Below are 15,028 nucleotides of genomic sequence, written 5' to 3'. Positions count from 1 at the left end.
CGAAGCGTTACTTGGTAGCTTTGTATTCTATGGCAGACGCGAACCGCTGCAGCGTCGCTTGCGGCACTTCGCCGAGCACGGTGATCCAATAATCGCGATAACGTGTGACAAGCACGTGCGTAGCCCCGGTGCTGCCCGCCCCTTCCTTGCGGGAATTGCCTTCGGCCGGCTCCACGAATACGGAGATGGTCGAAAGCCCGTCGGAGAACACGGCTTGATCGACCGGGATGGGGGCGGCCTGCGGATCACGCGCGGCCATCAGCCGGCGCAGCTCGCGGATGGGGTGAAAGCCCGGAATATCAGGCGCCATGCGCCAACCTTGCGCCTGCATATCGACCGGCGAAACAGGCGGGCGCACGAGCGTCCAGCCGTGCGTGCCGCGGATGCCCGCCGCGATGCCGGCCTTTTGCGGCGGTACGCCCACGCGCACTTGCGTGAAGGCGGCCTGCGCGAGCACCTGACCCGACGTATCGAGCGTCTGCACGCGCAGCAGCAAGCCCGATTTCGCCTCTGCCCAAAGCTTGTAGGTGAAGCGGAAGGCGTCTTTCGGATCGAGCTCGATCACCTGTGCATCGAGCCCAGCGACGCGGTCGGCGCCGAGCATCTTCGGATCGTAGACCGACAGGACCTGGGCCCCGCTCTCGCTGATCAGTGCGGGGAACGAATCCTTGTTCAGGCGCTTTTCGACGACGCATAGGTGCCGATCGGGCACGAACGTATAGAGGTCATCGTCGTGACGCAACAGCTTACGGGGCTGGCCGTCGAGGCTTTCGACCGACTCGAATTCGCCGTCATGCGTGAAATAGTGGGCAATCCGCGAAGACTGGACGAAGTTGCCGTGCTGAAAAACGAAGACGCCTTCGTAGTTCTCGTGCCGGGCCGCATCCTGGATGCGGTCCAGCAGAGCGCCCGCCTGCTGGCGCGCACCCGCGTCGGAGTCGGCGCGAGCGGCTTGCGGGGACAGGGAAAACATCGCGGCGGCAAACAAAAGCCACGCCGCCCATTGCCGCGGGGCGGCGGCGCCCATCGAGCGCATTGTCCGCATCGGCTTAGCGGCCCTGCGAAGTCTGAGCGGCCGCGCGGATGAGCGGCATCGAAGCGACCGCCATCGGCTGCTGAGCGAATTGCTGATGCGCTTCCAAATACTGATCCAATTGCGCGTCGCGGATGATGTTGCCTTCGGGGGCACCGGGCGCGCTCGTCATCGCAACCGACTGCACGCCGTCGCCGCCGGCGCTCGTGGCCGCCGATTGCACCGTGACCGTCGAGCCGAAGCCGTGCCACTGCGGAACGACGATCCAGCTCAACATCGCGCAGGCCGCGGCAACGGCCAGCGCCGGGGCGACGCGCCGCTTGAGCACGGCCGAGGCGCCGCGCCGCGCGGGAACCTGCGCAGGAACGAGGATATGCGGCTCGGCTTCGAGTCGAGCGGCAACGCCCGCCAGGAACGTCTCGCTCTTGGCCGGATGAATGGCCAGGTCGTCCGAACGCAACGCGTCGCCGATCAGATGGTAAGCCGACCAAGCGGAGCGATCTTCATGATCGAACCCGGCCAGCCATTGATCGAGTGATGCCGGGGCGTCGAGCCCTTCCCCGTCGACGAATGCCGACACATGCTCGCCTCGCGAGCTTCCCTGCGATTGCATCGAGACCGACCCCATGACGCTCCCCATCTTACACACACCCCGTAGTAAACCGACCGTATCCAGTTATCGCCGCTACGCGCCGCCGCGAGGCGGCTACCAGCGCTTGCCTTCCGGCGTGCCCAGTAGCGGACGCAATTTTGCCGCAATTGCCTCGCGAGCACGAAAAATACGCGATCGAACCGTACCGATGGGGCAATCCATCATCTCGGCGATCTCTTCGTAGCTCAGTCCCTCGATCTCACGAAGGGTGATGGCCACCCGGAGTTCTTCCGGCAATAGGGCCATCGCGGCATTGACCGTCTGCGCGATCTGCTTGCTCATCAACAACGACTCAGGCGTGTTGATATCCCTTAGTTGATCGGCGTCCGAGAAAGTTTCCGCCTCTTCGGCGTTTGCCTCGGTCGAGGTGGGAGCACGCCGGCTCTGCGTGGCCAGATAGTTCTTTGCCGTATTGACGGCGATGCGGTAGAGCCACGTGTAGAACGCCGATTCGCCGCGAAACTGGGGCAACGCCCGGTAAGCCTTGATGAACGCGTCTTGCGCGACGTCCTCGACTTCGGCGGGGTCGCGCACGAGCCGCGAGATCAGCCGAATGATCTTGCGATGGTATTTCGAGACCAGGAGTTCGAACGCGGCCTTATCGCCCTGCTGCACGCGTTCGACCAGAACCTGGTCGATTTCTTTTTCGCTCACCTGTTGGGTCCGTTTACTTGGAGGGATGCGTCGCGGACGGCTATTGTAGCGTCCCTATCATCGCCCCATGCTCAGTGTGTAACGGCTGTTACCGGCGTTACAGATTCGGACCGCCAGGCACGAAACTTTCGACGGCTCGCTTAAACGGGATGCCGCCCGCGCACCGCCAGCAGACGGAAGCAAGCGGCATCGACGGCATCGGCCGCCACGACGAACGTGTCCACCCGGCCCTTCGCGCCCGTCACAGCGAGCACGAGCAGACGCTCGGCCCATTGCGAGCAGCCGGCGATGCGCCCCTGAAACAGGCACCGCCCGGCTCGGTCGAACCCGGCGATGCCATCGGGCGTCAATTCGAGCAGCAACGGTTGGCGGCGCTCGTAGCGCGCGAAAGAGGCCCAAAGCGCCGCCGCGGCGGCCCCGGCGAGCCAAAGCGCGTCCACCACGCCCATATGCGCGGCGACAGTCGAATGCACGGCTGCCACGCAAACGCACCCGAACGAGAACGCCGCGAGGCGCACCGCGCGCGAGCGCCGCAGCGTCACCCGCCGCGGCGCTCGCGAATCGGCTTCGAGATCGGGATCCACGCGTGGACCGCGGCGCTCAGACGCGCTTGAAGACGAGCGTGCCGTTCGTACCGCCGAAGCCGAACGAGTTCTTCAGTGCCACATCGATCTTCATCTCCCGCGCTTCGTTCGCGCAGTAGTCGAGATCGCATTGCGGGTCCTGATTGAAGATGTTGATCGTCGGCGGCGAGACTTGATGATGGATCGCCAGCACCGTGAACACCGACTCCAGGCCGCCCGAACCGCCGAGCAAGTGACCCGTCATCGACTTCGTGGAATTGACGACGACCTTCTTCGCATGGTCGCCCAGCGCGCGCTTGATGCCCGTCGTTTCCGCGAGATCGCCGAGCGGCGTCGAGGTGCCATGCGCGTTGACGTAGTCGACCTCGTCCGCGTTGACGCCCGCGTTGCGCAAGGCCGCGCTCATGCAGCGGCGCGCACCGTCGCCGTCCTCGAGCGGCGCGGTCATGTGATAAGCATCCGCGCTCATCCCGTAACCGCCGACTTCGGCATAGATCTTCGCGCCGCGCGCTTTGGCGTGCTCATACTCTTCGAGCACCATGACGCCCGCGCCCTCGCCGAGCACGAAGCCGTCGCGGTCGACATCCCAGGGACGGCTTGCCGTCGCGGGGTCGTCATTGCGCTGCGACAGCGCGCGCGCCGCGGCGAAGCCGCCGATCCCGAGGGGCGACACCGTGGCCTCCGCGCCGCCGGCCAACATCACGTCGGCATCGCCGTACTCGATCAAGCGCGCGGCTTCGCCGATGCAGTGCAAGCCCGTGGTACAGGCCGTGACGATCGCGAGGTTCGGGCCCTTCAAGCCGAACTGCATCGACAGGTGGCCCGAGATCATGTTGATGATCGATGCGGGAACGAAGAACGGCGAGATCCGGCGGGGCCCCCGATTGAGCAGCTCGGTCTGCGTGACTTCGATCATCGGCAAGCCGCCGATACCCGAACCCACGACGACGCCGGCGCGCTCGGCGTTCGCTTCAGTGATCTCCAATCCGCTGTCTTTCATCGCCTGCATGCCCGCCGCCATGCCGTAATGGATAAAGGTATCCATATGGCGGGCTTCCTTGGCGGACATGTAGTCTTCGACGTTGAAGTTTTTCACTTCACCGGCGAAGCGCGTCGAGAAGTTCGTCGCATCGAACTTCGTGATGGTCGCGATGCCGGACTTGCCGGCGACCAGATTGGCCCAGCCGTCGGCAACATTATTGCCGACAGGCGATACCAGACCCAGGCCTGTAACAACAACACGGCGACGGCTCACGGTAACCCCTTTTCCATAAATGACAAAAGCAAAAGCCACAGCGGTCACAGGAAACCGCCCCTGTGAGCCCTGTGGCTATAAATTCGGCACTAGCATCGGAATCCGACGGCAGATGCGCGTCAAACCGCAGCCAGCGTACAGCGCGAGGCGCTCGGGCCTTAAGCCTTGACGTTTGCGCGTGCGTAGTCGATCGCTTGTTGGACCGTCGTGATCTTCTCGGCTTCCTCGTCCGGAATTTCCATGCCGAACTCGTCTTCCAGCGCCATCACGAGTTCGACCGTGTCGAGCGAGTCAGCACCGAGGTCGTTCACGAACGAAGCTTCGTTCTTGATTTCAGCTTCGGCGACGCCCAGTTGTTCCGCGACGATCTTCTTGACGCGCTGTTCGATGTTGTCCATTACCCCTCCGAGGGAAAAAGTTCAAAAATCCAAGTGCGCGCATTTTATCAGGTTTGCCTGGTCAAAAAAGCGCGCTCAAGGCATGGCTTGGCGCCCCGTCGAAAGCCTCATGCTTCCAGCGTCGGCGCGGATGTTAAACGAAATCCGTGACTACATGTACATGCCGCCGTTCACATGCAACGTCGTGCCGGTGATATAACCGGCCTGCGGCGAGGCAAGGAACGCGACGGCGTGGCCGATATCCTCGGGGCTGCCCAGGCGGCCGAGCGGAATCTGCGTCTTGAGCGCGGCCTGTTGCTCCTCGGGGAGCACCTTCGTCATATCGGTATCGATAAAGCCCGGGGCCACGCAGTTGACCGTAATGCCGCGGCTGCCGATCTCGCGCGCGAGCGCGCGCGTCATGCCCGCCACGCCGGCCTTGGCCGCCGCGTAGTTGATCTGCCCGGGGTTGCCGGCCGAACCCACGACCGACGTGATGTTGATGATGCGCCCGCCGCGCGCCTTCATCATCGGGCGCAGCACGGCACGCGACAGACGGAATACCGCCTTCAGGTTCGTGTCGATGACGGCATCCCATTCGTCGTCTTTCATGCGCATCGCGAGTTGATCGCGCGTGATGCCCGCGTTGTTGACGAGCACGTTCAGCGCGCCGAACTCCTTCACGAGCGACTCGATCATGGCATCGACGGCTTGCGCGTCGTTGACTTCGAGCACGGCGCCGCGTCCCGCCAGCCCCTCGGCCGCGAGCGCTTCCGTGATGCCGGCCGCGCCGGCTTCGCTCGTCGCAGTGCCGATGACGGTTGCGCCTTGACGCGCCAGCACGAGCGCAATCGCCCGGCCGATGCCGCGCGAAGCGCCCGTCACGAGCGCCACTTGTTTATCGAGAGCTTTTTCCATGATTGGGATGATCCATTGAACGGGCAGTCCAGTCGGCGCGCGTGCCGTGCGCGATTCGCGCAAGCACGCCCGACGGACGCTAGCGCTTCATGCGCCGATAAGCTTCAGCGTTTCGTCGAGCGAGGCGGGGTCGGTAATTGCCGCGCCCGCGAGATTGCCGTCGATTCGCTTGGTCAGACCCGCGAGCACTTTACCGGGCCCGCACTCGATCACGTGCGTCACGCCGTCCTTGGCCATCGACTGCACGCATTCGACCCAGCGCACCGCGCCGGCTGCCTGGCGCACGAGCGCATCCTTGATGGCGGCGGGTTCCGACACGATGGCGACGTCGACGTTGTTGACGACGGGAATGCGCGGCACCTTGACCTCGACGCTTGCGAGGTACTCGCGCAATTGGTCCGAGGCCGGCTTGAGCAGCGACGAATGGAACGGCGCCGAAACGGGCAGCGGCAGTGCGCGCTTGGCGCCCTTGGCCTTCGCGATCTCGCACGCTTTCTCGACGGCGGCCTTATGTCCCGCAATCACGACCTGCGCGGGCGCATTGAAGTTGACGGCTTCGACCACGGCGCCGCTTTCACGGGCGGCTTCGCCACAGACCGCGCGCACCGTATCGTCGTCCAAACCGAGGATCGCGGCCATGCCGCCGACGCCCACGGGCACCGCCGTTTGCATCGCCTGCGCGCGAAAACGCACGAGCGGCACGGCGTCGCGAAATGCGAGCGCACCGGCCGCCACGAGCGCCGTGTATTCGCCGAGGCTATGGCCGGCGACGATCGCCGGCTCCGCGCCGCCGGCTTCGCGAAACGCGCGATAGATCGCGTAGGCGGCCGTGAGCATCACGGGCTGCGTGTTCGTCGTGAGATTCAGTTCTTCGGCGGGCCCTTCGGCGATCAGCTTGCCGAGGTCCTGACCGAGCGCGTCGGACGCTTCCTGGAGCGTTTCGCGCACGACTGCGCGGTCGGCGAATGCGTTGAGCATGCCGACCGACTGCGATCCTTGCCCAGGAAAAACGAACGCAAATTTCATATCGTCCCCAAATGTGAAGCTTGATGCGTGCCGCACGCACGCGTGCTAACCGGCCGGCGCTCGTCCGGCCGAGCCGCTCGAGCGCCGCGGCTCAATAACGGATGACCGAGGCGCCCCAGGTGAAGCCGCCGCCGACGCCTTCGATGAGCACGTTCTGGCCGCGCTTGATCCGGCCGTCGCGCACCGCGATATCGAATGCGAGCGGAATCGATGCGGCCGACGTATTGCCGTGCTCGCCGACGGTGACGACCATGCGCTCTTGCGGCAACCCGAGCTTGCGGCACGTGTGCGACATGATACGGATATTGGCTTGGTGCGGAATTAGCCAATCGACCTGGTCGGGCGACAAATCGGCCTTTTGCAGTGCTTCGAGGGCGACTTTCTCGAGGACGTTGACGGCCAGCTTGAAGACCGCTTGCCCGTCCATATGAAGAAAGGCGCTACCCGCGACGACACCGCCGTTCACATGGCCCGGCGTGCACAGGATGTTCGCGTAGCTGCCGTCCGCGTGCATGGCGCTCGCGACGACGCCCGGCTCGTCCGATGCTTGCAGAATCACCGCGCCGGCACCGTCGCCGAACAGCACGCAGGTGGTGCGATCGTTGAAATCGAGGATACGCGAGAAGGTTTCCGCCCCGACGATGAGCGCCGTGCGGTGCTGACCGCTACGGATCAGCGCATCGACGGTGGCGACCGCGTAGGCGAAGCCCGAGCAGACCGCTTGGATGTCGAACGCGGCCCCGCCGCTCTTGATCTGCAGCTTGTCTTGCAGCAAACAAGCCACGCTCGGAAACACGAAATCGGGCGTGGACGTGGCAACCACGATCAGGTCGATCGACTGCGGGTCGATATCGGCCGCCTCGATCGCGCGCTGCGCGGCGATCAGCGCGAGGTCGCTCGTCGTGACATCCGGATCGGCGAAATGCCGCGCATGAATGCCCGTGCGAGCGACGATCCATTCGTCGCTCGTCTCGATCCCCTGCTTGGCGAGGCGATCGGCGAGCTCTTGATTCGTGACGCGGCCGGGCGGCAGATAACTGCCGGTGCCCAGCACGCGGGAGTAAAGATTCGATTGAGCCATTTATGCTTTCGAAGATACGGCGGCGTCAGGCTCGGCCGGACGGCCGGCGAGATTCGCGTGACCGGCGCCGCCGCCGTCGCGCGCTGCTTGCGCGAGCGGATATGCGTTTTCTTCCATCGCTCGCGCCAGGCGTTCCAGGACGCCATTTTTGACCGCATCATACCCGCGTTTGATAGCCCACTCAAACGCATAAGCATCGGCGGAGCCATGGCTCTTGATGACGAGCCCGCGCAGACCGAGCAGCGCCGCACCGTTGTATTGCCGGTGATCGACGCGCTTCTTGAACCGCATCAAAACCGGCAGCGCCAAAAAGGCCATCAGTTTCGTGAGCAGCGAACGTCCGAATTCCTCGCGGATGATTTCGGAGAGCATCTGCGCCAATCCTTCCGACGTTTTGAGCGCGACGTTGCCGACGAAACCGTCGCAGACGATGACGTCGGCCGTGCCTTTGTAGATGTCGTTGCCTTCCACGTTGCCGCGGAAGTTCAGCGTGCTCGCACGCAGCAACTCGCCGGCTCGCTTGATCGTATCGTTGCCCTTGATGACTTCCTCGCCGATGTTCAGCAAGCCGATCGTGGGGCGATCCTTACCCTCGAGCGCCGACACGAGCGCGTGCCCCATCTCCGCGAACTGCAGCAGATGCTGCGGCTCGCAATCGACGTTCGCGCCGAGGTCGAGCATCATCGTGTAGCCGCGCGAGTTCGGCAGCGCCGAGGCGATGGCGGGACGTTCGATGCCGGCAAGCGTCTTGAGCACGTAGCGCGACACCGCCATCAACGCGCCCGTATTGCCGGCCGAAATACACGCTTGCGCCACCTCGTCCTTGACGAGGTTCAGCGCGACGCGCATCGACGAATCCTTCTTCTTGCGCAACGCGACTTCGACGGGATCGTCCATGGCGACGACTTCCGATGCCGGCACGACTGTCAGGGCCGGATTGTCCTGCGCCTTGCACTTCTTCAGTTGAGCACGAATCGGAGCTTCGAGGCCGACGAGCATCAACTGCGCATCGGCGTGCGCGCGAACGAAGCTGACGGCAGCGGGAACGGTCACGGACGGGCCGTGGTCGCCTCCCATGCAATCTATCGTGAGCTTTATAGTCATGGACTGCGACGAATTTCAGGCGCTATGCAGGGAACCGCGGCGCGCGCAGACACATCGGCTGCGGCCGGCCGCGAAGCATGAGACCAGAGTAAGTGCTCCGCTTGGGGAGGAAGCGAGTGCCGAGACGTCGGCCCCGGTCGATCGCAAAGCATGCGATTGCATCGAACGCCTAGGCGCCGACTGCGATCGACACAAAAAAACGGCAGTTGAATGCCGCCTTTTGTCCGAACCGGAGCGTTTCACGCGAGCCACTCGCCGCGCAAGAGCATCGCCTGTTGGCGAACGCCGCGCGCCGACGCGATTAGTCGTTCTTCGTCTTAACGACTTTCTTGCCGCGGTAGTAGCCGTTCGGGCTGATGTGGTGACGCATATGCACTTCACCCGTGCTCGGCTCGACGGCGAGCGGCGTCGTCGTCAGGAAATCGTGCGAGCGGTGCATGCCGCGCTTCGACGGCGACTTCTTGTTTTGCTGGACTGCCATGGTAACTCCTAAAAATTTTCGGGATTCTAACACAGCCCGATCGGCTTAATACCAGTCGCCGACCGGCCGGCGAGCCGCGGCGCGACTCGCGCAACGGCTCAATGCTTCTTGCCGCCCTCGTCCTCGCCGCCGCGCTTGAGCGCCTCGAGTGCGGCAAAAGGATTGGGCTTGTCCGCGTCGCCCTGCTCGGCAGCGCCGGACGTCGGATCCTCGCTATCGCTCTCGACTTCGCTCAGATCGCTCGCATGCTCGCCGGCCGCACCCGAGACGAGGCTCTCGTGCACCTGCGGGCAGACGTCATGCTTCGGCACGAGCGGCAGCGACAGCAACAACTCTTCCTCGATGAGCGCGACGAGATCGAATTGGCGCGAACCCACGATCACGTCGAGTTCGTCTTCGTCGAGCGGGAACTCTTCGGCTTGCTCTTCGGTGGCCACGAGCCGGTACGTCGCCTCGATATCGAACGACTGCTCGTACGGCGAGAGGCACCGCTGGCATTCGAGCCAGGCCGCCCCGTGCAGCGCGAGCCGCAAATACGGCTGCGGGGCCTCGGTGCCGTCATCTTGCAACTCGGGCTGCGTCGAGCCCTCGGCTTGCCACGTAAACAGCGTGTCGCGATCTGGCGCGTCCGCCGGGACTTCGTTTAACATGCGCGGCAACTGCGAGACGCGCACGGCGCCGGCGGCCTGGCGACCGCTACGCGCAAATTCGAAGACATCGAACGCATGCGGATCGATGAGCCCGCCAGCCTTACCGGAATGTTGGGACATGATTCGCTCCTCGCTCCGCGCGGCACCGACCCATCGGTACTCGCTCGCAACCTGACATCTGCTTCTGCTTGACTTCGTGCCCACGGTGGCCGCTACGCTACTAGCTTACTTAACTAGCTTATTAACCAGCCAGTTAGATTATTGAGCCAGAGACTTATCGGACACCGTGAAAAGCCGAAGAGTATATTTGATTTACCTTTTGCAGTCAATCACTTAAAGATCAACCGAACAGGCACGGCGGCTCGCCTCCGGCCCGTTCCGCTCAACGAACCATGCACGATTCCACCGCCCGGCCGCCTCGGCTGATCCTCGCCTCCAGCTCGCCCTATCGCCGCGCCTTGCTCGAACGCTTGCGCATCCCCTTCGACGTCTGCGTTCCGGCGCTCGACGAAACGCCGCTCGCGGGCGAAACGCCCGCGGCGACCGCGCTGCGGCTCGCACAAGCAAAGGCGCGCGCCGTCGCGGCCCGCGAGGCGGCGGCGGAACCTCTACTCGTGATCGGGTCCGATCAAGTCGCCACGTTCGACGGCCTGCAAATCGGCAAGCCGGGCACCCATGAAAAGGCGCTCGAACAACTGCGGATGATGCGCGGCCGCGTCGTGCAGTTCCATAGCGCACTTTCCCTATTCGATAGCGCGCGCGACACGGCGCGCACGGAAGACGTCGTCACGCGCGTGCGCTTTCGCGATTTGCCCGATGCCGACCTCGAAGCCTATTTACGGGCCGAAACGCCCTACGACGTGGCGGGCAGCGCGAAATCGGAGGGCCTCGGCATCGCCCTGCTGGAGTCGATCGAATCCGATGACCCGACCGCGCTCGTCGGCCTGCCGCTGATCGCGCTCACGCGGATGCTGCGCGAAACCGGCTATCCCTTGTTCGCGGGTGCGCAATGAGCGGCGTACTTTATTTGATTCCGAATGCGCTCGGCGACGGTGACGCCGACGCGCTCGCGACGGTGCTGCCCGCCAGCGTGCTCGCTCGCGCCGCCTCGCTCGGTTACTTCGTCGGCGAGAACGCCAAGAGCACGCGTGCGTTTCTGAAACGCGTGGGGGTGGCGCGCCCGATCCAGGAAATCGAGATTCGCGAGCTGAACGTGAACACGCCGGCCGCCGACATCGAGCGGCTGCTCGCGCCGATCTTGGCCGGCGCCGACGGCGGCCTCGTGTCGGAAGCCGGTTGCCCGGCCGTTGCCGATCCCGGCGCGCTGCTCGTGCGGCGCGCGCACGAGCGCGGCGTCAAAGTCGTGCCGCTCGTCGGCCCGAGCTCGATCTTGCTCGCATTGATGGCCTCGGGACTCGACGGTCAACGTTTCGCGTTCCACGGCTATCTGCCCGTCGATGCCGGCGAGCGCACCAAAACGCTGCGCGAACTCGAACAACGCTCGCGCAAGGGGCGCGAGACGCAGATATTTATCGAAACGCCCTATCGGAATCGCGCCCTGCTCGACGCGCTCGTCGCGACTTGCGCGCCGTCGACGTGGATCACGGCGGCCGTCGACCTAACGCTCGAATCCGAACGCATCGCGACGCGAACCGCCGGCGACTGGAAAAAGCATGCCGGCGCATTCGACATGCATAAGCGCCCGGCCATCTTCCTCATGCTCGCCAACTAAAATCGCGGGTGGCGGCGCGTCATGTAGAGCGCCGCTCCGCGCGTCAGCGCAGTTTCAAGCCGCCGAGCACGAGCGCGTGCACGGCGCCCTCGCCCACCGCCGCGCCGAACTTGCGGGCGATGCGGTCGGAAATGCTTTCTTTTTCCGTGTAGTCGATGATGTCGGGGGCCTTGACGACTTCGCGCGCCACGTAGCCCGTATCGCCGAAACCGTCGGCCAGACCGAGCTCGACGCTCTTTTGGCCCGTCCAGAACAGTCCCGAGAAGATGTCGGGCGTTTCGTGCAGGCGCTTGCCGCGCCCTTGCCGAACCGCATCGATGAATTGCTGATGAATCTCGTCGAGCATGGCCTGCGCGTGCGCGTCCATCGCCGGCGTCTCGGGGGAGAACGGGTCGAAAAAGCCCTTGTTCGCGCCCGACGTATGCAGCCGGCGTTGAACGCCGAGCTTATCCATGAGCCCCGTGAAACCGAAGCCGTCCATAAGCACGCCGATCGAGCCGACGATGCTGGCGTGATCCACGTAGATCTTGTCGGCCGCGGCGGCAACGTAATAGCCGCCCGATGCGCACATATCGCCCACGACGACATACAGCGGCTTAGCGGGATACTTGGCGCGCAGGCGCCGGATTTCCGCGTTGATGATGCCGGCTTGGACCGGTGAGCCGCCGGGACTATTGATATAGAGAATGACGCCCGCCGAATCGGCATCGGCGAATGCGCGCCGCAGCGAGCGGTCGATATCCTTCGCGTTCGCATTCTTGTCGGCGGCGATCTCGCCCTCGAGCGAGACGAGCGCGGTATGACGCCCGGTCGCCACCGGCTTCTCGTGCGACGCGGTGAATATCCCGCCGACGATCAATAGTAAGACGGCAAGAAACGCGAAACGGAAAAAGATCTTCCAGCGCCGCGCCGACCTTTGCTCGTTGATCGCGGCGAGGGCGATCCGCTCGAGCGCGGCGCGCTCCCAATTCGGCTCGCGCGCGGCGTCGGTCGGCTGGCGCGGCGGCTCCAGGGGCTGCTGCGATTCGGGCGTGTGTTGATCGGCCATGTGTTCTCTGTTGTTCGTTCTATTGAAAGTAAGCGCACGGCGTCACGACGCGACGTCATCGGGCACGCTGCGCAAGTCGGCGTCCGGCAACCAAAAGACCGCGCGGCCCTCGGGGGTCTCGCGCTCCTCGACCTCGACCGGCCGCAGCCGGGCCCCGCGGCACGGGCCGCCGACGCAACGCCCCGAATCGGGAGCATAAATCGCGCCGTGAGTCGCGCACATCAAGTATAAGCCTGACGATTCGAAGAACTGGCCCTCGACCCAATCGAGCTCCATCGGCACGTGGGCGCACCGGTTCAGATAGCCGTACGCCTTGCCGTCGTAGCGGATGAAGAAAACGACGGCGTCGCCATCGAGATAGCGCGCCGCGCGCCGCACGCCCGGTCCGCCATCGACGAGCTCGGCTGCCGCGCACACGCGCACCGGCGCCTGGCCGCCCGCGCTCATGCGTGCTCCCGCAGCCAATCGCCGAGCGCGGCGACGCTGTCGGCAACGAAACGCGGCTCGAGCTTGACGAGCGCATCGACCGGATGGGCGCCGTAGGTGACGGCCACGCCCGCCGCGCCCGCATTGGTCGCCATCTGCAAATCGTGGGTGGTGTCCCCGATCATCACCGTTCGTTCCAGATCCTGGCCGAGCTCGCGCGTGAGTTCGTGCAGCATCGCCGGATGCGGCTTCGAGAACGTTTCGTCGGCGCAGCGCGTACCGTCGAAGACACTCGTGAGCCGCACTTCGTCGAGCGCGCGGTTCAGGCCGACGCGGCTCTTGCCGGTGGCCACGGCAAGCAGATAACCTTGCCCGCGCAGTTCGTCGAGCAATTCGCGCACACCGGTAAACAGTTCCGTTTGCGCATCCTTGATCAGATAGTGGAAGCGATAGCGCTCGGCCAGACGCGGGTAGTCGGCCGGATCGAGCGTGGGCGCCGCGATTTGCAGCGCGTCGCGCAGCCCGAGGCCGATGACGTAGCGCGCGGCCTCGTCGGCGGGCACGGGCAGGCCGAGATCGCGGCACGCGGCTTGGATACTGCGCGCGATATGCGCCGTCGAATCCATTAGCGTGCCGTCCCAGTCGAAGACAATGAGGTCAAATTGCTGTCGGGGCATCGGGTTGCGTCTCGTTGCGCAGGTCGGTGAGTTGATCGAGGAAGCGCCGGCACTCGTCCGGCAGCGGGGCGGCAAGCTCCATCGGCTCGCCGGTGATCGGATGCGTCAGCCGCAATCGGTACGCGTGCAGGAACATCCGCTTCAGCGAGGGGCGCGCATTCGCGCGCGCCAGCGCCTTATTCAACGCGAAATCGCCATATTTCGCGTCGCCGACGATCGGCAACCCCAAATGCGCCAGGTGAACGCGGATCTGGTGGGTGCGCCCCGTCTTCAGTTCGGCTTCGAGCAGGACGTATTGCGGCCAGCGCTCCACCAGATTGAACACCGTGTGCGACGGCGAGCCGTCGGGCTGCACGCGCACGCGCCGCTCGCCCTCGGGCGTCAGGTACTTGTAAAGCGGCTCCTTGACCGCGCGCCGCCGCCCCCAATCGCTCTGCCATTGGCCGTGCGCGCACGCGTAGTAGCGCTTGTCCATCTTGTTCTCGCGGATCTGCTCGTGCAAACCGACGAGCGCCGCGCGCTTTTTCGCGAGCAGCAAGACGCCGGATGTCTCCCGATCGAGGCGGTGGACGAGTTCGAGGAATTTGCCGAGCGGTCGCGCCTCGCGCATCTGCTCGATCACCCCGAACGCGATCCCGCTGCCGCCGTGAACGGCCACGCCGGCGGGCTTGTTGATCGCCAGCATGTACTCGTCTTCGAACAGAATCTCGAAATTGGCCGGCGGAGCCGGCACCGAGAGCGCCGCGTCGAACGCCTCGGCTTGCGCCACGCGTATCGGCGGGACGCGTACGACGTCCCCGGGCTCGAGGCGGTATTTGGCATCGACTCGACGCTTGTTAACCCTCACTTCCCCGCTGCGCAAGATCCGGTAGATGTGGCTTTTCGGCACGCCCTTACAGACACGCAACAAAAAATTGTCGATGCGCTGCCCGGCGACCGCGTCGTCCACCTGTATCATCGAGACCTGGTCGGGTGCGACCGAATTCTGGGATGTTTTGCCTAACTCATTCATTCTGAATATAATTTGCCCAGCCATCCGTGCGTGCCGCGCATTTTTTCGCGGCTTCCCGCCCGGATTGTGCAGGGAGAAGCAAGAACCTGTTATTTTACTTGCTTGGCTGCACCCAAGGGCCGGTTGCTCGCCCTGAATCGAGAAGCAACGAGTTGCACGCACGGCATCCATCGCGGCAGGGACGTCGCCCATAGGCGCGTTCGGTCCGGTCGGCGCCGACGGTAACGGAATTTTGGTAAAAAAGAATTCATCTGGTGAGCCTGGTCGTCACGCGCGGTTTTCGAGCGAAACCAGGCTCCCGATTGCGAAACCTACGGC

The 15,028-nt window shown here is 64.4% G+C and carries 18 protein-coding genes; 2 read left to right on the top strand and 16 right to left on the bottom strand.

What is annotated here, in order from left to right; genetic code table 11:
- Nucleotides 1–7: 7 nt before the first annotated feature.
- From DXT59_RS08435 to DXT59_RS08380, 12 genes are all read right to left on the bottom strand, one after another.
- On the bottom strand, nucleotides 8–1,045 hold the full coding sequence (locus DXT59_RS08435) for a MucB/RseB C-terminal domain-containing protein (RefSeq protein WP_116136454.1): 1,038 nt from the start codon (nucleotides 1,043–1,045) through the stop codon (nucleotides 8–10).
- A 4-nt stretch (nucleotides 1,046–1,049) separates the two neighbouring features.
- A complete protein-coding gene (locus DXT59_RS08430) occupies nucleotides 1,050–1,661 on the bottom strand; it encodes a sigma-E factor negative regulatory protein (protein ID WP_116136453.1) in 612 nt (203 codons plus the stop codon).
- A 78-nt stretch (nucleotides 1,662–1,739) separates the two neighbouring features.
- On the bottom strand, nucleotides 1,740–2,339 hold the full coding sequence (gene rpoE, locus DXT59_RS08425; protein WP_102646011.1) for an RNA polymerase sigma factor RpoE: 600 nt from the start codon (nucleotides 2,337–2,339) through the stop codon (nucleotides 1,740–1,742).
- 140 nt (nucleotides 2,340–2,479) lie between these two features.
- Entirely contained in the window at nucleotides 2,480–2,923 is a 444-nt protein-coding gene (locus tag DXT59_RS08420) for a hypothetical protein (protein ID WP_116136452.1), read from the bottom strand.
- Nucleotides 2,924–2,939: 16 nt separating this feature from the next.
- The gene (fabF, locus tag DXT59_RS08415; RefSeq protein ID WP_116136451.1) at nucleotides 2,940–4,178 is read right to left on the bottom strand and encodes a beta-ketoacyl-ACP synthase II; all 1,239 of its coding nucleotides are present in this window, start codon (nucleotides 4,176–4,178) and stop codon (nucleotides 2,940–2,942) included.
- A 158-nt stretch (nucleotides 4,179–4,336) separates the two neighbouring features.
- On the bottom strand, nucleotides 4,337–4,576 hold the full coding sequence (acpP, locus tag DXT59_RS08410) for an acyl carrier protein (protein WP_004197638.1): 240 nt from the start codon (nucleotides 4,574–4,576) through the stop codon (nucleotides 4,337–4,339).
- Nucleotides 4,577–4,726: 150 nt separating this feature from the next.
- Nucleotides 4,727–5,473, bottom strand: a complete 747-nt coding sequence (gene fabG, locus DXT59_RS08405; protein ID WP_116136450.1) for a 3-oxoacyl-ACP reductase FabG — start codon at nucleotides 5,471–5,473, stop codon at nucleotides 4,727–4,729.
- Between the two features lie 87 nt (nucleotides 5,474–5,560).
- Nucleotides 5,561–6,499, bottom strand: a complete 939-nt coding sequence (gene fabD, locus DXT59_RS08400; RefSeq protein ID WP_116136449.1) for an ACP S-malonyltransferase — start codon at nucleotides 6,497–6,499, stop codon at nucleotides 5,561–5,563.
- Between the two features lie 91 nt (nucleotides 6,500–6,590).
- Entirely contained in the window at nucleotides 6,591–7,580 is a 990-nt protein-coding gene (locus DXT59_RS08395) for a beta-ketoacyl-ACP synthase III (RefSeq protein ID WP_116136448.1), read from the bottom strand.
- Nucleotides 7,581–8,684 carry a phosphate acyltransferase PlsX gene (gene plsX, locus DXT59_RS08390; RefSeq protein WP_116136447.1) on the bottom strand — a complete coding sequence of 368 codons (1,104 nt, stop codon included), beginning with the start codon at nucleotides 8,682–8,684 and terminating at the stop codon, nucleotides 7,581–7,583.
- Nucleotides 8,685–8,985: 301 nt separating this feature from the next.
- Nucleotides 8,986–9,165, bottom strand: a complete 180-nt coding sequence (gene rpmF, locus DXT59_RS08385; protein ID WP_010105341.1) for a 50S ribosomal protein L32 — start codon at nucleotides 9,163–9,165, stop codon at nucleotides 8,986–8,988.
- 98 nt (nucleotides 9,166–9,263) lie between these two features.
- Nucleotides 9,264–9,935: a YceD family protein gene (locus DXT59_RS08380; protein WP_116136446.1), complete on the bottom strand. Its 672-nt coding sequence runs from the start codon at nucleotides 9,933–9,935 to the stop codon at nucleotides 9,264–9,266.
- A 272-nt stretch (nucleotides 9,936–10,207) separates the two neighbouring features.
- On the opposite strand from DXT59_RS08380, the gene DXT59_RS08375 reads away from it, so the two are divergent.
- Together DXT59_RS08375 and DXT59_RS08370 are read left to right on the top strand one after the other, a co-directional pair.
- Nucleotides 10,208–10,828, top strand: coding sequence for a Maf-like protein (locus tag DXT59_RS08375; protein WP_116136445.1), 621 nt, complete (start codon nucleotides 10,208–10,210; stop codon nucleotides 10,826–10,828).
- A complete protein-coding gene (locus DXT59_RS08370; protein ID WP_116136444.1) occupies nucleotides 10,825–11,547 on the top strand; it encodes an SAM-dependent methyltransferase in 723 nt (240 codons plus the stop codon). Before DXT59_RS08375 ends, DXT59_RS08370 begins: the two co-directional genes overlap by 4 nt.
- A 43-nt stretch (nucleotides 11,548–11,590) precedes the next feature.
- On the opposite strand, the gene DXT59_RS08365 is transcribed toward DXT59_RS08370, so the two are convergent.
- The 4 genes from DXT59_RS08365 to DXT59_RS08350 are packed head-to-tail and all read right to left on the bottom strand — an operon-like array spanning nucleotide 11,591 to nucleotide 14,710.
- Nucleotides 11,591–12,595: a S49 family peptidase gene (locus DXT59_RS08365; protein WP_116136443.1), complete on the bottom strand. Its 1,005-nt coding sequence runs from the start codon at nucleotides 12,593–12,595 to the stop codon at nucleotides 11,591–11,593.
- Between the two features lie 42 nt (nucleotides 12,596–12,637).
- Entirely contained in the window at nucleotides 12,638–13,042 is a 405-nt protein-coding gene (locus DXT59_RS08360; protein WP_116136442.1) for a Rieske (2Fe-2S) protein, read from the bottom strand.
- Complete coding sequence (locus DXT59_RS08355; protein ID WP_116136441.1) at nucleotides 13,039–13,698, bottom strand: HAD-IIIA family hydrolase; 660 nt, start codon at nucleotides 13,696–13,698, stop codon at nucleotides 13,039–13,041. Before DXT59_RS08355 ends, DXT59_RS08360 begins: the two co-directional genes overlap by 4 nt.
- Nucleotides 13,679–14,710: an RluA family pseudouridine synthase gene (locus DXT59_RS08350; RefSeq protein WP_116136440.1), complete on the bottom strand. Its 1,032-nt coding sequence runs from the start codon at nucleotides 14,708–14,710 to the stop codon at nucleotides 13,679–13,681. Before DXT59_RS08350 ends, DXT59_RS08355 begins: the two co-directional genes overlap by 20 nt.
- Nucleotides 14,711–15,028 lie beyond the last annotated feature (318 nt).

The organism is Trinickia diaoshuihuensis (assembly GCF_003390925.1).
Classification (GTDB): domain Bacteria; phylum Pseudomonadota; class Gammaproteobacteria; order Burkholderiales; family Burkholderiaceae; genus Trinickia; species Trinickia diaoshuihuensis.
Note: the sequence above shows the minus strand (reverse complement) of the source record. Positions and strands in the feature narration are given on the sequence as shown.

Excerpts from the sequence above, each read along its gene's own strand:
- DXT59_RS08435 (WP_116136454.1), bottom strand. The coding sequence starts at position 1,045 with ATGCGGACAATGCGCTCGATGGGCGCCGCCGCCCCGCGGCAATGGGCG.
- DXT59_RS08430 (WP_116136453.1), bottom strand. The coding sequence starts at position 1,661 with ATGGGGTCGGTCTCGATGCAATCGCAGGGAAGCTCGCGAGGCGAGCAT.
- acpP (WP_004197638.1), bottom strand. The coding sequence starts at position 4,576 with ATGGACAACATCGAACAGCGCGTCAAGAAGATCGTCGCGGAACAACTG.
- fabG (WP_116136450.1), bottom strand. The coding sequence starts at position 5,473 with ATGGAAAAAGCTCTCGATAAACAAGTGGCGCTCGTGACGGGCGCTTCG.
- fabD (WP_116136449.1), bottom strand. The coding sequence starts at position 6,499 with ATGAAATTTGCGTTCGTTTTTCCTGGGCAAGGATCGCAGTCGGTCGGC.
- DXT59_RS08395 (WP_116136448.1), bottom strand. The coding sequence starts at position 7,580 with ATGGCTCAATCGAATCTTTACTCCCGCGTGCTGGGCACCGGCAGTTAT.
- plsX (WP_116136447.1), bottom strand. The coding sequence starts at position 8,684 with ATGACTATAAAGCTCACGATAGATTGCATGGGAGGCGACCACGGCCCG.
- rpmF (WP_010105341.1), bottom strand. The coding sequence starts at position 9,165 with ATGGCAGTCCAGCAAAACAAGAAGTCGCCGTCGAAGCGCGGCATGCAC.
- DXT59_RS08380 (WP_116136446.1), bottom strand. The coding sequence starts at position 9,935 with ATGTCCCAACATTCCGGTAAGGCTGGCGGGCTCATCGATCCGCATGCG.
- DXT59_RS08375 (WP_116136445.1), top strand. The coding sequence starts at position 10,208 with ATGCACGATTCCACCGCCCGGCCGCCTCGGCTGATCCTCGCCTCCAGC.
- DXT59_RS08370 (WP_116136444.1), top strand. The coding sequence starts at position 10,825 with ATGAGCGGCGTACTTTATTTGATTCCGAATGCGCTCGGCGACGGTGAC.
- DXT59_RS08365 (WP_116136443.1), bottom strand. The coding sequence starts at position 12,595 with ATGGCCGATCAACACACGCCCGAATCGCAGCAGCCCCTGGAGCCGCCG.
- DXT59_RS08360 (WP_116136442.1), bottom strand. The coding sequence starts at position 13,042 with ATGAGCGCGGGCGGCCAGGCGCCGGTGCGCGTGTGCGCGGCAGCCGAG.
- DXT59_RS08355 (WP_116136441.1), bottom strand. The coding sequence starts at position 13,698 with ATGCCCCGACAGCAATTTGACCTCATTGTCTTCGACTGGGACGGCACG.
- DXT59_RS08350 (WP_116136440.1), bottom strand. The coding sequence starts at position 14,710 with ATGAATGAGTTAGGCAAAACATCCCAGAATTCGGTCGCACCCGACCAG.